This is a genomic window from Burkholderia sp. AU16741, from assembly GCF_002223345.1.
GTDB classification, from domain to species: domain Bacteria; phylum Pseudomonadota; class Gammaproteobacteria; order Burkholderiales; family Burkholderiaceae; genus Burkholderia; species Burkholderia sola.
In genome coordinates this window covers 25,249-43,893 of record NZ_NKEZ01000004.1, presented here as the reverse complement: position 1 = coordinate 43,893, position 18,645 = coordinate 25,249, and the positions used below count along the sequence as shown (strand labels likewise).

At 65.5% G+C, this 18,645-nt stretch carries 18 protein-coding genes and 1 tRNA gene; 16 read left to right on the top strand and 3 right to left on the bottom strand.

The window, feature by feature from the left end; all coding sequences use genetic code 11:
* The first annotated feature begins 74 nt into the window (after positions 1-74).
* From CFB89_RS11565 to CFB89_RS11550, 3 genes are all read left to right on the top strand, one after another.
* Positions 75-719 (top strand): phosphatidylserine decarboxylase, encoded by a 645-nt coding sequence (locus tag CFB89_RS11565; RefSeq protein ID WP_006491035.1) that lies wholly within the window; start codon positions 75-77, stop codon positions 717-719.
* A 15-nt stretch (positions 720-734) separates the two neighbouring features.
* The gene (gene pssA / locus CFB89_RS11560; protein ID WP_089468027.1) at positions 735-1,607 is read left to right on the top strand and encodes a CDP-diacylglycerol--serine O-phosphatidyltransferase; all 873 of its coding nucleotides are present in this window, start codon (positions 735-737) and stop codon (positions 1,605-1,607) included.
* A gap of 327 nt (positions 1,608-1,934) precedes the next feature.
* A complete protein-coding gene (locus CFB89_RS11550) occupies positions 1,935-3,479 on the top strand; it encodes a 2-isopropylmalate synthase (RefSeq protein ID WP_089468026.1) in 1,545 nt (514 codons plus the stop codon).
* Between the two features lie 87 nt (positions 3,480-3,566).
* Here CFB89_RS11550 and CFB89_RS11545 read toward each other — a convergent pair whose 3' ends face one another.
* The 3 genes from CFB89_RS11545 to CFB89_RS11535 form a co-directional block, all read right to left on the bottom strand.
* Positions 3,567-5,117, bottom strand: coding sequence for a SulP family inorganic anion transporter (locus CFB89_RS11545; RefSeq protein ID WP_089468025.1), 1,551 nt, complete (start codon positions 5,115-5,117; stop codon positions 3,567-3,569).
* Positions 5,118-5,155: 38 nt separating this feature from the next.
* The gene (locus CFB89_RS11540) at positions 5,156-5,809 is read right to left on the bottom strand and encodes a carbonic anhydrase (RefSeq protein WP_089468024.1); all 654 of its coding nucleotides are present in this window, start codon (positions 5,807-5,809) and stop codon (positions 5,156-5,158) included.
* Positions 5,810-6,192: 383 nt separating this feature from the next.
* The gene (locus CFB89_RS11535; RefSeq protein ID WP_089468023.1) at positions 6,193-6,705 is read right to left on the bottom strand and encodes a hypothetical protein; all 513 of its coding nucleotides are present in this window, start codon (positions 6,703-6,705) and stop codon (positions 6,193-6,195) included.
* A gap of 166 nt (positions 6,706-6,871) precedes the next feature.
* Here CFB89_RS11535 and CFB89_RS11530 point away from each other — a divergent pair, with 166 nt between their 5' ends.
* From CFB89_RS11530 to nuoF, 13 genes are all read left to right on the top strand, one after another.
* Positions 6,872-8,131, top strand: coding sequence for a branched-chain amino acid ABC transporter substrate-binding protein (locus tag CFB89_RS11530; RefSeq protein WP_089468022.1), 1,260 nt, complete (start codon positions 6,872-6,874; stop codon positions 8,129-8,131).
* Between the two features lie 107 nt (positions 8,132-8,238).
* Positions 8,239-8,508, top strand: coding sequence for a 30S ribosomal protein S15 (gene rpsO / locus CFB89_RS11525; protein WP_006398792.1), 270 nt, complete (start codon positions 8,239-8,241; stop codon positions 8,506-8,508).
* Positions 8,509-8,798: 290 nt separating this feature from the next.
* Entirely contained in the window at positions 8,799-10,946 is a 2,148-nt protein-coding gene (gene pnp, locus CFB89_RS11515) for a polyribonucleotide nucleotidyltransferase (protein WP_089468020.1), read from the top strand.
* A 149-nt stretch (positions 10,947-11,095) separates the two neighbouring features.
* Positions 11,096-12,115: an NAD(P)H-quinone oxidoreductase gene (locus tag CFB89_RS11510; RefSeq protein WP_089468255.1), complete on the top strand. Its 1,020-nt coding sequence runs from the start codon at positions 11,096-11,098 to the stop codon at positions 12,113-12,115.
* A gap of 140 nt (positions 12,116-12,255) precedes the next feature.
* Positions 12,256-13,011 carry a triose-phosphate isomerase gene (gene tpiA, locus CFB89_RS11505; protein ID WP_089468019.1) on the top strand — a complete coding sequence of 252 codons (756 nt, stop codon included), beginning with the start codon at positions 12,256-12,258 and terminating at the stop codon, positions 13,009-13,011.
* Positions 13,012-13,083: 72 nt separating this feature from the next.
* The gene (gene secG, locus CFB89_RS11500) at positions 13,084-13,461 is read left to right on the top strand and encodes a preprotein translocase subunit SecG (RefSeq protein ID WP_089468018.1); all 378 of its coding nucleotides are present in this window, start codon (positions 13,084-13,086) and stop codon (positions 13,459-13,461) included.
* A gap of 110 nt (positions 13,462-13,571) precedes the next feature.
* Positions 13,572-13,656, top strand: a tRNA-Leu gene (locus CFB89_RS11495).
* A 153-nt stretch (positions 13,657-13,809) separates the two neighbouring features.
* Complete coding sequence (locus CFB89_RS11490; protein WP_006398798.1) at positions 13,810-14,169, top strand: NADH-quinone oxidoreductase subunit A; 360 nt, start codon at positions 13,810-13,812, stop codon at positions 14,167-14,169.
* A gap of 62 nt (positions 14,170-14,231) precedes the next feature.
* Positions 14,232-14,711, top strand: coding sequence for an NADH-quinone oxidoreductase subunit B family protein (locus CFB89_RS11485; RefSeq protein WP_006398799.1), 480 nt, complete (start codon positions 14,232-14,234; stop codon positions 14,709-14,711).
* 21 nt (positions 14,712-14,732) lie between these two features.
* On the top strand, positions 14,733-15,335 hold the full coding sequence (locus CFB89_RS11480) for an NADH-quinone oxidoreductase subunit C (protein WP_006478264.1): 603 nt from the start codon (positions 14,733-14,735) through the stop codon (positions 15,333-15,335).
* Between the two features lie 9 nt (positions 15,336-15,344).
* Positions 15,345-16,598 carry an NADH-quinone oxidoreductase subunit D gene (locus CFB89_RS11475; RefSeq protein WP_006478265.1) on the top strand — a complete coding sequence of 418 codons (1,254 nt, stop codon included), beginning with the start codon at positions 15,345-15,347 and terminating at the stop codon, positions 16,596-16,598.
* 184 nt (positions 16,599-16,782) lie between these two features.
* Positions 16,783-17,268, top strand: a complete 486-nt coding sequence (nuoE, locus tag CFB89_RS11470; protein ID WP_006478266.1) for an NADH-quinone oxidoreductase subunit NuoE — start codon at positions 16,783-16,785, stop codon at positions 17,266-17,268.
* Positions 17,265-18,587: an NADH-quinone oxidoreductase subunit NuoF gene (gene nuoF, locus CFB89_RS11465; protein WP_017331620.1), complete on the top strand. Its 1,323-nt coding sequence runs from the start codon at positions 17,265-17,267 to the stop codon at positions 18,585-18,587. Before nuoE ends, nuoF begins: the two co-directional genes overlap by 4 nt.
* Positions 18,588-18,645 lie beyond the last annotated feature (58 nt).

Below are 18,645 nucleotides of genomic sequence, written 5' to 3'. Positions count from 1 at the left end.
CCGAAGGCAGCAGTGCCCCGGGCGGCTTTTGTTATGCTACGGGCTTTGCAATTCACCGAACACAGAACGAATCCATGAACTATCCTCATCCGATCATCGCGCGCGAAGGCTGGCCGTTCATCGCGATTGCAGCCGTCATCGCGCTGTTGATCCATGCCGTCGGGGGCTTCGGCTTCGCGTGGCCGTTCTGGCTGCTGCTCGTCTTCGTCGTCCAGTTCTTCCGCGATCCGCAGCGCCCGATCCCGGCGCAGCCGAACGCGGTGCTGTGCCCGGCGGACGGCCGCATCGTCGCGGTCGAGACCGCGCAGGATCCGTACGCGAACCGCGAAGCGCTGAAGATCAGCGTGTTCATGAATGTCTTCAATGTCCATTCGCAGCGTTCGCCGGTCGATGGCGCGATCTCGAAGGTCGAGTACTTCCCCGGCGCGTTCCTGAACGCGGCGATCGACAAGGCGTCGACCGAGAACGAGCGCAACGCGGTCGTGATCCAGACGGCGAGCGGCAAGACCGTCACGTCCGTGCAGATCGCCGGCCTGATCGCGCGCCGGATCCTGTGCTACGTGCGCGCCGGCGAGCCGCTGTCGCGCGGCCAGCGCTACGGTTTCATCCGCTTCGGTTCGCGCGTCGACGTGTACCTGCCGCTCGGCAGCCGCGCGAAGGTGTCGATCGGCGAGAAGGTCTACGCGTCGTCGACGATCCTCGCCGAGCTCGAACAGTAAGGGGCGGGGCGCACGATGGCCGCATTCAAACCGCGTCGGCCGCGTAACGGCTCCGGCCAGACGCCACGCCCGTTCCGCCGCAACAAGGTGATGGCGCCCGATGCGGCGCCGCTCGAAAGCCGCCGCGCCGCGCGCCAGCGGTTCCTGAAGACGCGCGGCATCTATCTGCTGCCGAACGCGTTCACGACCGCCGCGCTGTTCTGCGGCTTCTTCGCGGTCGTGCAGGCGATGAACGTGCGCTTCGAGATCGCCGCGATCGCGATTTTCGTCGCAATGGTGCTCGACGGGATGGACGGGCGCGTCGCGCGCATGACGCATACGCAGAGCGCGTTCGGCGAGCAGTTCGACAGCCTGTCGGACATGGTGTCGTTCGGCGTCGCGCCCGCGCTCGTGATGTACGAGTGGGTGCTGAAGGATCTCGGCCGCTGGGGCTGGCTCGCCGCGTTCGTCTATTGCTCGGGCGCCGCGCTGCGCCTCGCGCGCTTCAACACGAACATCGGCAGCGTCGACAAGCGCTTCTTCCAGGGGCTGCCGAGCCCGGCCGCCGCCGCGCTGATCGCGGGCTTCGTGTGGCTCGCGACCGACAACCGCGTGCCGATGAAGCTCGGCTGGCTGCCATGGGTCGCGTTCGCGCTGACGATCTACGCGGGCGTGACGATGGTGTCGAACGCGCCGTTCTACAGCGGCAAGGCGCTCGACGTGCGGCACCGCGTGCCGTTCGCGGCAATCCTGCTCGTCGTCGTCGCGTTCGTGCTCGTGTCGTCGGATCCGCCGCTGATGCTGTTCTGCCTGTTCGTGTTGTACGGGCTGTCCGGCTACGTGTTCTGGGCCTACATGGCCATTCGTGGGCGGGCGAATCCGGCGCGCTCGTCGCAGCGCGATCACTGACGCCGCGCACGATCGTTGATCTGCCCGGAAACGGCGGCCTCGGAGCCGCCGTTTTCATTTGCCCCTTTTTCGAGCCGGGCCGCGTCGATTCCCGGGTGCCGTCCGATTGCGCGGCCAGCGGAATGTCGCTATAGTCTCCGCCATGACCGCATTTCCCCGCTTCTCCCTCCTTCTAGCCGGTGCGCCGCTACGCGCGCTAGCTTTGGCGCGCCTGCCGCGCTGACCGTTCTCGCCCCCCGTCTCAAGCCTCGTCTGTTGTTGAGCGTCGCCAGCGGTGGCGCGATCTCATTACGTTTGACTTCCGTATAAAGAGCCCTGGAGCCCCCCATGACAGACAAGCTGATCATTTTCGATACGACGTTGCGTGACGGCGAGCAATCGCCCGGTGCGTCGATGACGAAGGAAGAGAAAATCCGCATCGCGAAGCACCTCGAGCGGATGAAGGTCGACGTGATCGAGGCCGGCTTCGCGGCCAGCTCGAACGGCGATTTCGACGCGATCCACACGATCGCCGGTCTCGTGAAGGACAGCACGATCTGCTCGCTGGCGCGGGCCAACGACAAGGACATCCAGCGCGCCGCCGACGCACTGAAGCCGGCCAACAGCGCGCGGATCCACACGTTCATCGCGACGTCGCCGCTGCACATGGAGAAGAAGCTGCGGATGACGCCGGACCAGGTGTTCGAGCAGGCGCGTCTCGCGGTGCGTTTCGCGCGCAAGTTCACCGACAACGTCGAATTCTCGCCGGAAGACGGCAGCCGCTCGGATCTCGACTTCCTGTGCCGCGTGCTGGAAGCCGTGATCGCCGAAGGCGCGACGACGATCAACATCGCCGACACGGTCGGCTACGGCGTGCCGGAACTCTACGGCAACCTCGTGAAGACGCTGCGCGAGCGCATTCCGAACTCGGACAAGGCGATCTTCTCGGTGCATTGCCACAACGACCTCGGGATGGCGGTCGCGAACTCGCTCGCCGGCGTGAAGATCGGCGGTGCGCGCCAGATCGAGTGCACGATCAACGGCCTCGGCGAGCGCGCGGGCAACACGTCGCTCGAAGAGATCGTGATGGCCGTGAAGACGCGCAGGGACTACTTCGGCCTCGACGTCGGCATCGACACCACGCAGATCGTGCCGACGTCGAAGCTCGTGTCGCAGATCACCGGCTTCGTCGTGCAGCCGAACAAGGCGGTGGTCGGCGCGAACGCGTTCGCGCACGCGTCGGGCATCCACCAGGACGGCGTGCTGAAGGCGCGCGACACCTACGAGATCATGCGCGCGGAAGACGTGGGCTGGACCGCGAACAAGATCGTGCTCGGCAAGCTGTCGGGCCGCAACGCGTTCAAACAGCGCCTGCAGGAACTCGGCGTATCGCTCGACAGCGAAGCCGAATTGAATGCCGCGTTCATGCGCTTCAAGGATCTGGCCGACCGCAAGGCGGAGATCTTCGACGAGGACATCATCGCGATCGTGTCCGAGGAATCGGCGCTCGCGCAGGAGCAGGAGCACTTCAAGTTCGTGTCGCTGTCGCAGCGTTCGGAAACGGGCGAGCAGCCGCAGGCCAAGGTCGTGTTCGCGGTCGAGGGCAAGGAAGTGACCGGCGAGGCGCGCGGCAACGGCCCGGTCGACGCGACGTTCAATGCGATCGAGGGCGAAGTCGGTAGCGGCTCCGAGCTGCTGTTGTACTCGGTGAACGCGATCACGACCGGCACGCAGGCGCAGGGCGAGGTGACGGTCCGGCTGTCGAAGAGCGGGCGGATCGTCAACGGCGTCGGCACCGATCCGGACATCGTCGCCGCATCCGCGAAGGCGTACATTTCCGCGCTGAACAAGCTGCACTCGAAGGACGACAAGGTCAACCCGCAGCGCTCGTAAGCGTCGCGCGCCGCCGCGCGCGCGTTACACGGCTCCGAAACGCCCCGTGCGGCCCTGCGCCGCCCGGGGCGTTTTTTCATTGGCCGCTCATTCGGCGGCCGGCGCGCGGAACAGCCAGCGGCGCGCAGCCGTGCGTGCCGCCGGCTGACGCCGGCGGAACTCGACCGCGATCCCGCGCCGCGGCGCATCGGCGACGAACCCATCGAGCAGTTCGAGCACGTCGTGGTCGATGTAGTCGGCACGCGTCGCGTCGATGATCACCGCCGCCCGGTCCGGAATGTGCCGCAGGTGGTGCTTGACCTGCACCTTGCCCAGAAACGACACGTCCTTGCGGAACGACAGCAGGAAGTGGTCGTCATGCTGCGCGAGCGTGACGGGGCTCTTCAGGTTCGCGACGGCGACGGCCAGCACGCTGCACGCAAGGCCGAGCGCGATGCCGAACAGCAGGTCCACTGCGAGCACGCCGACGATCGTCGCGGCGAACGGCGCGAACGCGGCCGGGCCTTGCTTCATCACCGAGCGGAACAGCGCCGGTTTCGCGAGCTTCATACCGGTGTGGATCAGGATCGCGGCCAGGCTCGCGAGCGGGATCAGGTTGATCAGGCCGGTGAGCGCGAATACGCTCGCGAGCAGCAGGATCCCGTGCACGATCGCGGACATCCGGCTTTGCGCGCCGGCGTTGACGTTGGCCGAACTGCGCACGATCACCGACGTGATCGGCAGGCCGCCGACCGCGCCCGCGACAAGGTTGCCGACACCCTGTGCCTTCAGCTCCCGGTCGGGCTGCGTCGGACGCCGCTTCGGATCGATCTGTTCGACCGCTTCGAGGCACAGCAGCGTCTCGAGGCTCGCGACGACCGCGAGCGTGATCGCAACCCGCCAGACGTCCGGATTGACCAGGTGCGCGAAGTTCGGGCCGAGTTCCGCATGCTTGAGCGATGCCGCGAGCGCCGCGAACGAGTCGAATTCGGGCAGCGTGACGCGATGCGCGGCGCCCGGCGCGGCTGCCGGTGCGACCATGCCGAGCACGAGCGTCGCGCCGATGCCGAGCACGACGACCGCGAGCGGAGCCGGTACCGAACGCACCCACGCGAAGCGCTTGAGTGCCGGCGTGTCCCATGCGATCAGCAGCGCCAGCGACGCAAGCGCGATCGCCGTGGCGGCCCATGCGGTCGGCAGCGCCAGCCAGCTCGCAAACGATTGCGCGGGCTGGCCGCCGATGCCGAATGCGAACGGAATCTGCTTCACGATCAGCAGCAGGCCGATCGCGGCGAGCATGCCCTTGATGACGGGCGACGGCACGTAGGCGGCGAAACGGCCGGCGCGCAACATGCCGAAGCCGAACTGCAGCACGCCGGACAGCAGCACCGCGAGCAGGAACGCGGAGAAGCTGCCGAGTTGCGCGATGCCTTCGACGACGATCACGACGAGGCCGGCGGCCGGCCCGCTGACGGACAGCGACGAGCCGCTCAGCAGCGCGACGACGATGCCGCCGACGATGCCGGACACGAGCCCGGCGAACGGTTCGACGCCGGAGGCATTGGCGATGCCGAGACAGAGCGGCAGCGCGACGAGAAAAACGACGATGCCGGCGACGATGTCGCGCGGCAGGGTGGACAGGCGCTCGTTCAGTTTCATGGTTGGGGTGGTGTCGTTGGCGTGGAGGGCGGCGCGGGTCAACCGAGCGCGGCGGCGGTCGCAACAGGCTCGGGCTCGGCTTCGGCGTCGGCTTCGGCCGGCGGTGCTGCATAGCCGGAATCGAGCTCCTTCAGGCGGCCGTCGGCGAGCGAAAAGATCCAGCCGTGCACGAGCGGCGGCCGTTCGCGGCCGCGCACGATCGGCGACGCGCGCAGCAGCCGCACCTGTTCGAGCACGTTCAGCTCGGCGAGGCGATCGGCGGCGGCCAGGTCGTCGAGCCCGTCGAGCGCGTCGCGATGGCGCCGCGCGAGCGCGCAGAGCGGCGCAATGCGGCGCGCGACGTGCGGCAGGTCGGCGGGTGGCGGCAGCAGCGATGCGCGCACGCCGCCGCACCCGTAGTGACCGCACACGATCACGTGGTCGACCTTCAGCACCCGCACCGCGTACTCGAGCACGCTGGCGGAATTGTCGTCGTCCGGCTGGAACAGGTTCGCGATGTTGCGATGGACGAACAGCTCGCCGGGCGCGCAGTGCGTGATGGTTTCGGCCGGCACGCGGCTGTCGGCGCAGCCGATCCACAGGACGCGCGGGTTCTGGCCGCGCGCAAGCGCGTCGAAGAAGCCCGGCGTGTGTTCGCGCGTCTCGCGGGCCCAGGCAATGTTGGCAACCAGCATGCTCTTGGGGCGGTTCATGAGGACTCCTTTGTGATCAAGGCGAATAAATATCGCTCGAAACGACGGAACGACATTCTTTCTAAGTTGAAAGGTTCGATTTCGACTGATATTAGGGGTATGCCCTAGCAGTCCGGGTGGGTTGAAACAAATTGTTTCAAATTGATTGGGCGTAGTGCATTGCATGCACCAGTGAGACGCATGATATGCGTCAGATATGCCTGTTTATGCGCAGGCGCCCGCATGACGGGGCGTTCAGCGTATTGTCATCGAAATGTTAACGATCGGAAAAGTTTTCCGTGTAATTCGCGAAATTAAATAAGGCAGCGGAAAAAAAGAAATGGCCATTCACGCAATCATTCGTAAATGGCCATTGCGACAATTGCGCGTCAATGCGCAATCGGTCAGAACAGAGTGCGGCGATCGGGATCGTGCAGCGGGTCCGGCGTTTTCTGCGTGGTGCGCAGGATGCCTTGCGGATCGAAGTAGAAGCTGTACATCATGTACCAGACGTTGTCCTCGAGATACCGGTACGTCCACACCTCGCGCTTCATCAGCGGGAAGTAGGACGTCTCGACCGGGCGTCCGAAATTGACGAGGACGTCGGTCTTCGTCCACTTGCCGATCTCCGCGCGATAGAACTCGCTCGGCTGCAGCACCTGGCGCACGTTGACGATCCGGTGGGCCGCGTCGACGTCGGCCGCGACCGTGATCTCGCCCATCGGCTGGGTCGGCCACATCAGGCGCTTGCCGCCGCCCGGCAGGTCGTAGATCTCGCGCGGCGGGCCCATGCGCGCGACGATCGCCGACTCGTCCTGGCCGGCCTGGTATTGCTGCCACGGTTGCGCGCAACCGGCCAGCAGCGCGGCCGTGCAAGCGACCAGTACCGGCAGGCGCACGGGAATGCGAGAGCGCATCGGATTCTCCTGAACACGGAAACAAGTCCCGTTTTATCACGGACGGCGCGCGATCGCGCATCGCGCGGAAAAAATCGGTGCGGATCGCCGCCCGTCGCGCTTGCGGGCGGCGGGCGCCGCGGCCTATGATCCGCGCTTCTCGGGCAGATTGAAGGGCAGGTGGCCGATGCAGGGATGGAAGCGATGCGCGCTCGCGTGGGGCGCGGGGTGGATGCTGGCGTCGTCCGCGTTTGCCGGCGGGGAGCCGGTGCGGATCGCGCTGATCGAAGGGATGTCGGGCCCGTTCGCGAACGCGGGCGCGGCGGTCGAGCGCAACCTGCGTTTCGGCGTCGAGCAGGTCAACGCGGCGGGCGGCGTGAAGCTGCGCGATGGCGCGCACCCGCTCGAGCTCGTCGTGCTCGACAGCAAGGGCAGCCCCGAGGAGGCGCTCGTGCAGTTGCGCGCGGCCGCCGATCGCCATGTCGGCTTCGTCGCGCAGGGCAACAGCTCCGCCGTCGCGGCCGCGCTCGTCGCGGCGCTCGACAAGCTGAACGCACGCGATCCGGACAACCGGATGTTGTTCCTGAACTACTCGGCCGACGATCCCGCGCTGACCGGCGCGCGCTGCAGTTTCTGGCATTTCCGCTTCGATGCGCATGCCGGCATGCGGATGGCGGCGCTCGCGGACGTGATGGCGCGCGATCGTGCGCTGCGCAAGGTCTATCTGTTGAACCAGGACTACAGCTTCGGCCACGACGTCAGCACCCTCGCGCGGCAGGCGCTGGCCGCGCGGCGCCCGGACGTGACGATCGCCGGCGACGAATTCCATCCGATCGGCCGGATCAAGGATTTCTCGCCGTATATCGCGAAGATCCGCGCGAGCGGCGCGGACGCCGTCGTGACCGGCAACTGGGGCAACGACCTCACGCTGCTCGTGAAGGCGGCGCGCGAACAGGGGCTGAACGCGAAGTTCTATACGTTCTACGGCAACAGCCTCGGCGCGCCGGCGGCCCTCGGCGACGCGGGTGTCGGCCGCGTCGTGGCGGTGGCCGACTGGCACCCGAACGCGGGCGGCGCTGCGTCCGATGCGTTCTACCGCGCGTTCCGGACCCGTTTCCCGGCCGCCCAGGACGATTACCCGGTACGACGGATGAGCCAGATGATCCAGATCCTGGCCGCCGCGATGACCCGCGCGGGTTCGGCCGACCCCGTCGCGGTCGCGCACGCGCTCGAGGGGCTGTCGTTCGACGACGGCTTCCACGCGTCGCGGATGCGCGCGCAGGATCACCAGTTGATCCAGCCCCTTTACGTGATGGAAATGGACAAGGCGGGCACGCCGGGCGTGCGCTTCGACAACGAGGGGTCGGGCTATGGCTTCCGGACGGTGCTCGCGGTGCCGGCGCAACGCACGGAGATGCCGTCGACGTGTTCGATGACGCGCCCGTGACGGGAAGCGGTAAGAACGGCACCGAGTTGTGCTACAATGCGCGCCGGTTGTAAGTCACGGCACGGCCATTCTTCCGTGTCCGCCTGTTCAGTTAGAAAGGAAATCACATGTCTGTTGCAGATATCAAGAAGTCGGAAGTCGTTGCTCAGTTCGCCCGCGGTACCAACGACACGGGGTCGCCCGAAGTCCAGGTCGCACTGCTGACCGCACGTATCGTCGAACTGACGGGTCACTTCAAGACCCACGCGAAGGATCACCACAGCCGCCGCGGCCTGCTGCGCATGGTGAGCCGCCGCCGCAAGCTGCTCGACTACCTCAAGGGCAAGGATGCCGACCGTTACCGCGCACTGATCGAGAAGCTGGGTCTGCGTAAGTAATCGAGGCGATTGCCGCCAGCAAGATGCCTGTGTCAGTCCGCTGATGCAGGCATTTTGTTTTTGCGCGGTGCGTAGCGTCACACGCATCGCAGGCTGTCCCGTACGTTCGTGCGGGGCCGCCGCCGCGATCGATACCGGGGCAGGATTTGTGTCATTCCAGCGCGTCGCTGCCTGAGCGCCGCGCTGGAATGGCATAAAAAACACACCTTGCTCCGGGTGATTCGGTCGGGACGCCGCCGCGCGGGATGGCCGGCGCGGCGAATGAAATGCATGAATACAAAGGAGCAACCATGTCCATGTTCAACAAGGTCGTGAAGGAATTCCAATGGGGCCAGCACAAGGTGCGCCTCGAAACCGGTGAAGTCGCCCGCCAGGCGAGCGGCGCCGTGATCGTCGACGTCGAGGACACCGTCGTGCTGGCAACCGTCGTCGGCGCGAAGTCGGCGAAGCCGGGCCAGGATTTCTTCCCGCTGACCGTCGACTACCTCGAGAAGACCTACTCGGCCGGCAAGATCCCGGGTGGCTTCTTCCGCCGCGAAGGCCGTCCGTCGGAGCATGAAACGCTGACGTCGCGCCTGATCGACCGTCCGCTGCGCCCGCTGTTCCCGGAAGGCTTCTACAACGAAGTCCAGGTCGTGATCCACGTGCTGTCCGTGAACCCGGAAATCCCGGCGGACATCCCCGCGCTGATCGGCGCATCGGCCGCGCTCGCCGTGTCGGGCCTGCCGTTCAACGGCCCGGTCGGCGCCGCGCGCGTCGCGCACATCGACAACGCGTACGTGCTGAACCCGACGCGCGACCAGCTCAAGGCATCGAGCCTCGACCTCGTCGTCGCGGGTACCGAGCGCGCCGTGCTGATGGTCGAGTCGGAAGCCGATCAACTGTCGGAAGAAGTGATGCTGGGCGCCGTGGTGTTCGGCCACGAGCAGATGCAGATCGCGATCGACGCGATCCACGAACTGGTGCGCGACGGCGGCAAGCCCGAGTGGGACTGGCAGCCGGCGCCGAAGAACGAGGCGCTGATCGCACGCGTGACCGAGCTGGCGCAGAACGATCTGCTCGCCGCTTATCAGTTGCGCGACAAGCAGGCGCGTTCGGCGAAGCTGAAGGAAGTCTACGCGGCGACGTCGGCGAAGCTCGAGGAAGACGCGCTGGCGGCCGGTACGGTCGCGGCCGACAAGGCAACGGTCGGCAACGTGCTGTTCGACATTGAGGCGAAGATCGTCCGTTCGCAGATCCTGAACGGCGAGCCGCGCATCGACGGCCGCGACACGCGCACCGTGCGCCCGATCGAGATCCGCACCGGCGTGCTGCCGCGTACCCACGGCTCGGCGCTGTTCACGCGCGGCGAGACGCAGGCGCTGGTCGTCGCGACGCTCGGCACGAAGGGTGACGAGCAGATCATCGATGCGCTCGAAGGCGAATACCGCGAGCGCTTCATGCTCCACTACAACATGCCCCCGTTCGCGACCGGCGAAACGGGCCGCGTCGGCTCGCCGAAGCGCCGCGAAATCGGCCACGGCCGTCTGGCTAAGCGCGCGCTGGTCAAGTGCCTGCCGAGCGCCGACGAATTCGGCTACTCGATCCGCGTCGTGTCGGAAATCACCGAATCGAACGGTTCGTCGTCGATGGCGTCGGTGTGCGGCGGCTGCCTCGCGCTGATGGACGCCGGCGTGCCGATGAAGGCGCACGTCGCGGGTATCGCGATGGGCCTGATCCTCGAAGGCAACAAGTTCGCGGTGCTGACCGACATCCTCGGCGACGAAGATCACCTCGGCGACATGGACTTCAAGGTCGCGGGCACGGAGCAAGGCGTCACCGCGCTGCAGATGGACATCAAGATCCAGGGCATCACGAAGGAAATCATGCAGGTCGCGCTCGCGCAGGCGAAGGAAGGCCGCATGCACATCCTCGGCAAGATGACGTCGGCGGTGTCCGGCGCGAACACGCAATTGTCGGAATTCGCGCCGCGCATGATCACGGTCAAGATCAACCCGGAAAAGATCCGCGACGTGATCGGCAAGGGCGGTTCGGTGATCCGCGCGCTGACCGAGGAAACGGGCACGACGATCGACATCTCGGACGACGGCGTCGTGACGATCGCGAGCACGAGCAGCGAAGGCATGGCCGAAGCGAAGAAGCGCATCGAGCAGATCACGGCTGAAATCGAAGTCGGCCAGGTGTACGAAGGCACGGTGCTCAAGCTGCTCGATTTCGGTGCGATCGTGAACCTGCTGCCGGGCAAGGACGGCCTGCTGCACATCTCGGAAATCGTCAACGAGCGCGTGAAGGACATCAACGACTACCTGAAGGAAGGCCAGCAGGTGAAGGTCAAGGTGATCCAGACGGACGAGAAGGGTCGCGTGCGTCTGTCGGCCAAGGCGCTGCTGAATGAAGCAGCGGCGGCAGCGCAGTCGGATACGCCGCCGCAGCAGTAAGCGGACAGGCGGATCAACGGCCGGCAGTGCGAAAGCGTGCCGGCCGTTTTTTCTGTAGCATCGTTGTGCGGCGCAGCAGCGCCGGCGAGGCGCCCGCCGCCGTGCGCGCGGGCGTGCCATCCGATTCCGATCCTGGAGCGATTCTCACCATGAAAGCCATCGAAATCACCGAATTCGGCGCCCCCGACGTGCTGAAGCTCGCGGAGCGTCCGCGCCCCGAACCGAAGCGCGGCGAGGTGCTGATCAAGGTGGCGGCTTCCGGCGTGAACCGGCCCGACGTGTTCCAGCGCAAGGGCGCCTATGCGCCGCCGCCGGGGGCGTCGGATCTGCCGGGCCTTGAGGTCGCGGGCGAGATCGTCGGCGGGGACGTGTCCGATGCGGCGCTGAACCCGTTCGGCCTGAAGCTCGGCGATCGCGTGTGCGCGCTGCTCGCGGGCGGCGGCTATGCCGAATATGCGGTCGCGCCGCTGCCGCAGTGCCTGCCGGTGCCGGACGGCCTCACGGATATCGAGGCCGCCTCGCTGCCCGAAACGTTTTTCACCGTGTGGAGCAACGTGTTCGACCGTGCGCAGCTCGGCGCGGGCGAGGGCGGCGATCAGGAGACGCTGCTCGTGCAGGGCGGCTCGAGCGGCATCGGCGTGACGGCGATCCAGATCGCGCATGCGCTTGGCTTTCGCGTGTTCGCGACGGCCGGCACCGCCGACAAGTGCCGCGCGTGCGAGGCGCTCGGCGCCGAGCGTGCGATCGACTACAAGACCGAAGACTTCGTCGAGGTCGTGAAGTCGCTGACGCACGATCGAGGCGTCGACGTGATCCTCGACATGGTGGCGGGCTCGTACGTGCCGCGCGAGCTGTCCGCGCTCGCGGACGGCGGTCGTCTCGTGCTGATCGCGCTGCTCGGCGGCGCGAAGGCCGAGGTCAACCTGAACGAGATCCTGCGCCGCCGGCTGACAGTGACGGGCTCGACGCTGCGCCCGCGCCCGGTCGAGTTCAAGGCGCGCATCGCCGCGCAATTGAAGGCGCGCGTATGGCCGCTGCTCGCCGACGGTCGCATTAAACCCGTGATCTACCGTGTGCTGCCGGCCGGCGAGGCCGCGCAGGCGCATGCGCTGATGGAGAGCGGCGAGCACATCGGCAAGATCGTGCTCGATTGGGGCGCGAACGCATGAGGGCCCGGGTGGCGGGCTTGACATACGCGGTTTGACCGGTTCAAGCCGCGCGCAGTAAAATCGCGGGTTTGCTTCGCCAGATCCAACCTGACGGCCGGGTTCCGGCACGTTAATGACAAGATAGTGACGAGACGGACACGATGTCGAAACAACGAACAAAGCGAGTGATCGGCAACTGGAAGATGCACGGCCGGCTGGCCGGCAACCAGGCGCTGCTGAACGAAGTGGTGCAGGGTGCGGGCGCGGTGGCGGCTGAAACGTCCATCGGCGTGTGTGTTCCGTTCCCGTATCTCGCGCAGGTTCAGGCGCAGCTCGGCGGTGGCCGTGTCGCGTTCGGTGCGCAGGACGTGTCCGCGCACGAGCAAGGCGCGTTTACCGGCGAGGTGGCGGCCGCGATGGTGGCGGAGTTCGGCGCGCAGTATGCGATCGTCGGCCATTCGGAGCGTCGCGCGTATCACGGCGAAAGCAGCGAGACGGTCGCCGCGAAAGCGCAACGCGCGCTCGCTGCGGGCCTCACGCCGGTCGTGTGCGTCGGCGAGACGCTCGACGAGCGCGAGTCGGGTGCGACGGCGCAGGTCGTCGGTGCGCAGCTCGACGCGGTGCTGGCCGTGCTGACGGCCGACGAAGCCGCGCGCATCGTCGTCGCGTACGAGCCGGTCTGGGCGATCGGTACGGGCAAGAGCGCGACGTCGGCGCAGGCGCAGGACGTGCACGCGTTCCTGCGTACGCGTCTCGCGGCGAAGGGGGCGGCGGACGTGTCCGTGCTGTACGGCGGCAGCGTGAAGCCGGACAACGCGGAAGAGCTGTTCGCGCAGCCGGACATCGACGGCGGCCTGATCGGCGGCGCGTCGCTGAAGGCGGAAGATTTCCTGGCGATCTGCCGGGCCGCGCATTGAGCGGTCCGAGATCGAATTGAACCATGACGGCGGCCGGTCGGTCCGGTCGCCCGATCCAATCGGGTGGGTGTGATGCTGTTATTCAAGACGTTGATTATTGTGGTGCAGGTGCTGTCTGCACTCGGTGTGATCGGGCTGGTGCTGCTGCAGCACGGCAAGGGTGCCGACATGGGCGCCGCGTTCGGCAGCGGCGCGTCGGGCAGCCTGTTCGGTGCGACGGGCTCGGCGAACTTCCTGTCGCGCACGACGGGCATTCTCGCGGCGATCTTCTTCGTCTCGACGCTTGCGCTGACGTACCTCGGTTCGTACAAGTCGACGCCGTCGGCAGGCGTGCTCGGCACGGCCGCGACCGCGCCGGCATCGGCGCCCGCGGCATCGGCGCCGGCCGTCGCGGCGTCCGCTGCAGCCGGTTCGGCCGCGAGCGCGCCGGGCCAGGATGTCCCGAAATAAAAAGTTAATTTTTTTGCGGTTGTGCGTTGAACAAATCTGGAACTCGGGTTAGAATTTAATTCTTGAAGCGATTCGCGGGAACAAGCAGCACAACCCGAGTTGCATGCAGTGCCGACGTGGTGAAATTGGTAGACACGCTATCTTGAGGGGGTAGTGGCGAAAGCTGTGCGAGTTCGAGTCTCGCCGTCGGCACCAAAGTTACTCAATGCCAGCCGCTTCTAGTGGCTGGCATTTTTCATTTCTGGGGTGTGCTTGCGGTTGTCTTGCGATCGCCTGTACTCCGAAATGATTCCTTCCGCCGGAAGTGGTATTCTCCGGACGCTCAGAACCAACCGATAGAGGATTGCCTTGAACCTCGCAGCCTATTACCCCGTCTTGTTGTTCCTCCTCGTGGGCACTGGTTTAGGTATAGCGCTGGTCAGCATCGGCAAGCTCCTTGGTCCCAACAAGCCGGACGTCGAGAAGAACGCACCGTACGAGTGCGGCTTCGAAGCCTTTGAAGACGCCCGGATGAAGTTCGACGTTCGGTATTACCTCGTCGCCATCCTGTTCATCATCTTCGATCTCGAAACCGCATTCCTGTTCCCGTGGGGCGTCGCGCTCCGGGACATCGGCTGGCCGGGTTTCATCGCAATGATGATTTTTCTGCTCGAATTCCTGCTGGGCTTTGCCTATATCTGGAAGAAAGGCGGCCTCGACTGGGAGTGATGGGTTAATCGCCGGTTTGCATGGGCGGCCACGCTCGGTCGCTCGTCTGGAGTGGAAAGCAAATGAGTATCGAAGGGGTCTTGAAGGAAGGGTTTGTCACCACGACGGCTGACAAGCTGATCAACTGGACGCGTACCGGCTCGCTGTGGCCGATGACGTTCGGGCTCGCGTGTTGCGCCGTCGAGATGATGCATGCGGGCGCGGCCCGTTACGATCTGGACCGGTTCGGGGTCGTGTTCCGTCCGAGCCCGCGTCAGTCGGACGTGATGATCGTCGCCGGCACGCTGTGCAACAAGATGGCGCCCGCGCTGCGCCGCGTGTACGACCAGATGGCCGAGCCGCGCTGGGTGATCTCGATGGGGTCGTGCGCAAACGGCGGTGGTTATTACCACTACTCGTACTCGGTGGTCCGCGGCTGCGACCGGATCGTGCCGGTCGACGTCTACGTGCCGGGCTGTCCGCCCACGGCCGAGGCGCTGGTCTACGGCGTGATCCAGCTTCAGGCGAAGATCCGCCGCACCAATACCATCGCCCGTCAATAAAGCCCCGAGCGTCCCCTCAATATGGCAAGCAAAATCGAGACTCTCAAGGCAAACCTCGAAGCCGCGCTCGGCGCGCGCGTGGTGAGCCTCACCGAAGCGATCGGTGAACTGACGCTCGTCGTGAAGGCGAGCGATTACCTCGAAGTCGCAAAGACGCTGCGCGACGATCCGAAGCTCCGTTTCGAGCAGCTGATCGACCTCTGCGGCGTCGACTACCAGACCTTCGGCGACGGCGCCTACGACGGCCCGCGCTTCGCGGCCGTGTCGCACCTGCTGTCGGTCACGAACAACTGGCGTCTGCGCCTGCGCGCGTTCGCGCCGGACGACGATCTGCCGATCGTGGCGTCGCTGGTCGACATCTGGACCTCGGCGAACTGGTACGAGCGCGAAGCGTTCGACCTGTACGGCATCGTGTTCGAAGGCCACCCCGACCTGCGCCGCATCCTCACCGACTACGGCTTCATCGGTCACCCGTTCCGCAAGGACTTCCCGGTGTCGGGCTACGTCGAAATGCGTTACGACCCGGAAGAGAAGCGGGTCGTGTACCAGCCGGTGACGATCGAGCCGCGCGAAATCACGCCGCGCGTGATCCGCGAGGATCGCTATGGCGGTCTGAAACATTAAGGGGGCGTCATGGCAGAAATCAAGAACTACACGCTCAACTTCGGCCCGCAGCACCCGGCAGCGCACGGCGTGCTGCGCCTCGTGCTCGAGCTCGACGGCGAAGTCATCCAGCGTGCCGATCCGCACATCGGCCTGCTGCACCGCGCGACGGAAAAGCTCGCGGAATCCAAAACCTTCATCCAGTCCGTGCCGTACATGGACCGTCTCGACTACGTGTCGATGATGGTCAACGAGCACGGCTACGTGCTCGCGATCGAAAAGCTGCTCGGCATCGAAGTGCCGGAGCGCGCGCAGTACATCCGCGTGCTGTTCGACGAAATCACGCGCGTGCTGAACCACCTGATGTGGATCGGCGCGCACGCGCTCGACGTCGGCGCGATGGCGGTGTTCCTGTACGCGTTCCGCGAACGCGAAGACCTGATGGACGTGTACGAAGCGGTGTCCGGCGCCCGGATGCACGCGGCCTACTATCGTCCGGGCGGCGTCTATCGCGATCTGCCTGACGCAATGCCGCAATACAAGGCGTCGAAGATTCGCAACGAGAAGGCGCTCGCGAAGATGAACGAAGCGCGCAGCGGCTCGGTGCTCGACTTCATCGACGATTTCTTCACGCGCTTCCCGAAGTGCGTCGACGAATACGAAACGCTGCTGACCGACAACCGGATCTGGAAACAGCGTCTGGTCGGGATCGGTGTGGTGAGCCCGGAACGTGCGCTGCAGATGGGCCTGACGGGCCCGATGCTGCGCGGCTCGGGCATCGCGTGGGACCTGCGCAAGAAGCAGCCCTACGAAGTGTACGATCGGATGGATTTCGACGTGCCGGTCGGCGTGAATGGCGATTGCTACGACCGCTATCTGGTGCGCGTCGAAGAAATGCGCCAGTCGATCCGCATCGCGAAACAGTGTATTGAGTGGCTCCGCAAGAATCCGGGCCCGGTGATGACGGACAATCACAAGGTTGCGCCGCCGTCGCGCGTCGGCATGAAGACCAACATGGAAGACTTGATTCACCACTTCAAGCTCTTCACCGAAGGTTTCCATGTGCCGGAAGGCGAAGCGTACGCGGCGGTCGAGCATCCGAAGGGCGAGTTCGGCATCTATCTCGTGTCGGACGGCGCCAACAAGCCGTATCGCCTCAAGATTCGCGCGCCGGGTTTCGCGCACCTGGCGTCGCTCGACGAAATGGCGCGCGGTCACATGATCGCCGACGCCGTCACGATCATCGGTACGCAGGACATCGTGTTCGGCGAAATCGATCGCTAAGGGTTGCGCCGCCCGCGCGCGCGGGCGGCGAGCAGTCAGTCACACGTGAAGTCACAAGCGGTATGCGCCGAACCGGCGCGGCTTCGCAAGCTGTCAACAGAGTGAGCGCCAGGTCTGCCGTCCATGCACCCCAGTGTGCGGCAGGTTGTTCGTTCGGTAGGAATTGAAAGAGTCGTGTCTGAAAATGATCTCAGCTGAAGGCCTGAAGGAAATCGATCGAGCGTTGACGAAGTATCCCGCCGATCAGAAACAGTCCGCCGTGATGTCGGCGTTGGCCGTGGCTCAGGAAGAGCATGGCTGGCTGTCGCCCGAACTGATGCAGTTCGTCGCGGACTATCTCGGCATGCCGGCCGTCGCCGTGCAGGAAGTCGCGACGTTCTACACGATGTACGAGCTCAAACCGGTCGGCAAGCACAAGATCACGCTCTGCACGAACCTGCCGTGCCAGCTCGGCCCGCATGGCGGCGCGGAAGCGACTGCCGACTACCTGAAACAGAAGCTGGGCATCGGCTTCGGCGAGACCACGCCCGACGGCAAGTTCACGCTGAAGGAAGGCGAATGCATGGGCTCGTGCGGCGATGCGCCGGTGCTGCTGGTGAACAATCACAGAATGTGCAGCTTCATGAGCCGCGAGAAGATCGACCAGCTGCTTGAGGAGCTCTCGAAATGACGTCCCTCCACGACCGTCACATCAAACCGCTGATCCTCGCTGGTCTGAACGGCGAGAACTGGCATCTCGAAGACTACGTTGCGCGCGGCGGCTACAAGCAGCTGCGCCGCATTCTCGAAGAAAAGATTCCGCCCGAGCAGGTGATCGCCGACGTGAAGGCGTCGGGCCTGCGCGGCCGCGGCGGTGCGGGCTTCCCGACCGGCCTGAAGTGGAGCTTCATGCCGCGTCAGTTCCCGGGGCAGAAGTACCTCGTCTGCAACTCGGACGAAGGCGAGCCGGGCACGTTCAAGGATCGCGACATCCTGCGCTGGAACCCGCACGCGCTGATCGAAGGCATGGCCATCGGCGCATACGCGATGGGCATCACCGTCGGCTACAACTACATCCACGGCGAGATCTTCGAAGTGTATCGACGCTTCGAAGCCGCGCTGGATGAAGCGCGCGCGGCCGGGTTCCTCGGCGATAACATCATGGGCTCGGAATTCTCGTTCCAGCTGCACGCGCACCACGGTTACGGCGCGTACATCTGCGGCGAGGAAACGGCGCTGCTCGAGTCGCTCGAAGGCAAGAAGGGCCAGCCGCGCTTCAAGCCGCCGTTCCCGGCGAGCTTCGGCGTGTACGGCAAGCCGACCACGATCAACAACACCGAGACGTTCGCCGCGGTGCCGTTCCTGCTGTCCATCGGGCCGCAGAATTACCTCGAGATCGGCAAGCCGAACAACGGCGGCACGAAGATTTTCTCGGTGTCGGGCGACGTCGAGCGTCCGGGCAACTACGAAGTGCCGCTCGGCACGCCGTTCGCGACGCTGATGGAGCTCGCCGGCGGGATGCGCGGCGGCAAGAAGATTAAGGCCGTGATTCCGGGCGGTTCGTCGGCGCCGGTGATCCCGGGCGACATCATGATGCAGACGGATCTCGACTACGATTCGATCGCGAAGGCGGGCTCGATGCTCGGTTCCGGTGCGGTGATCGTGATGGACGAGACGCGCTGCATGGTGCGCTCGCTGCTGCGCCTGTCGTACTTCTACTACGAGGAATCGTGCGGCCAGTGCACGCCGTGCCGTGAAGGCACCGGCTGGCTGTATCGCGTCGTGAACCGTATCGAGCACGGCGAAGGGCGCCAGGAAGATCTGGACCTGCTGAACTCGGTGGCCGAGAACATCATGGGCCGCACGATCTGCGCGCTCGGCGATGCGGCGGCGATGCCGGTGCGCGGGATGCTCAAGCACTACTGGGACGAATTCGCGTACCACGTCGAGCACAAGCATTGCATGGTCGGCGGCCACGCGCCGCATGTGGCTTCGGCTGCGGCGGCCTGAAGCGAAACACCCGGTTGCGGAATTTGAGCGCACGGTCGGGCAAACGCGCGAACGGGCG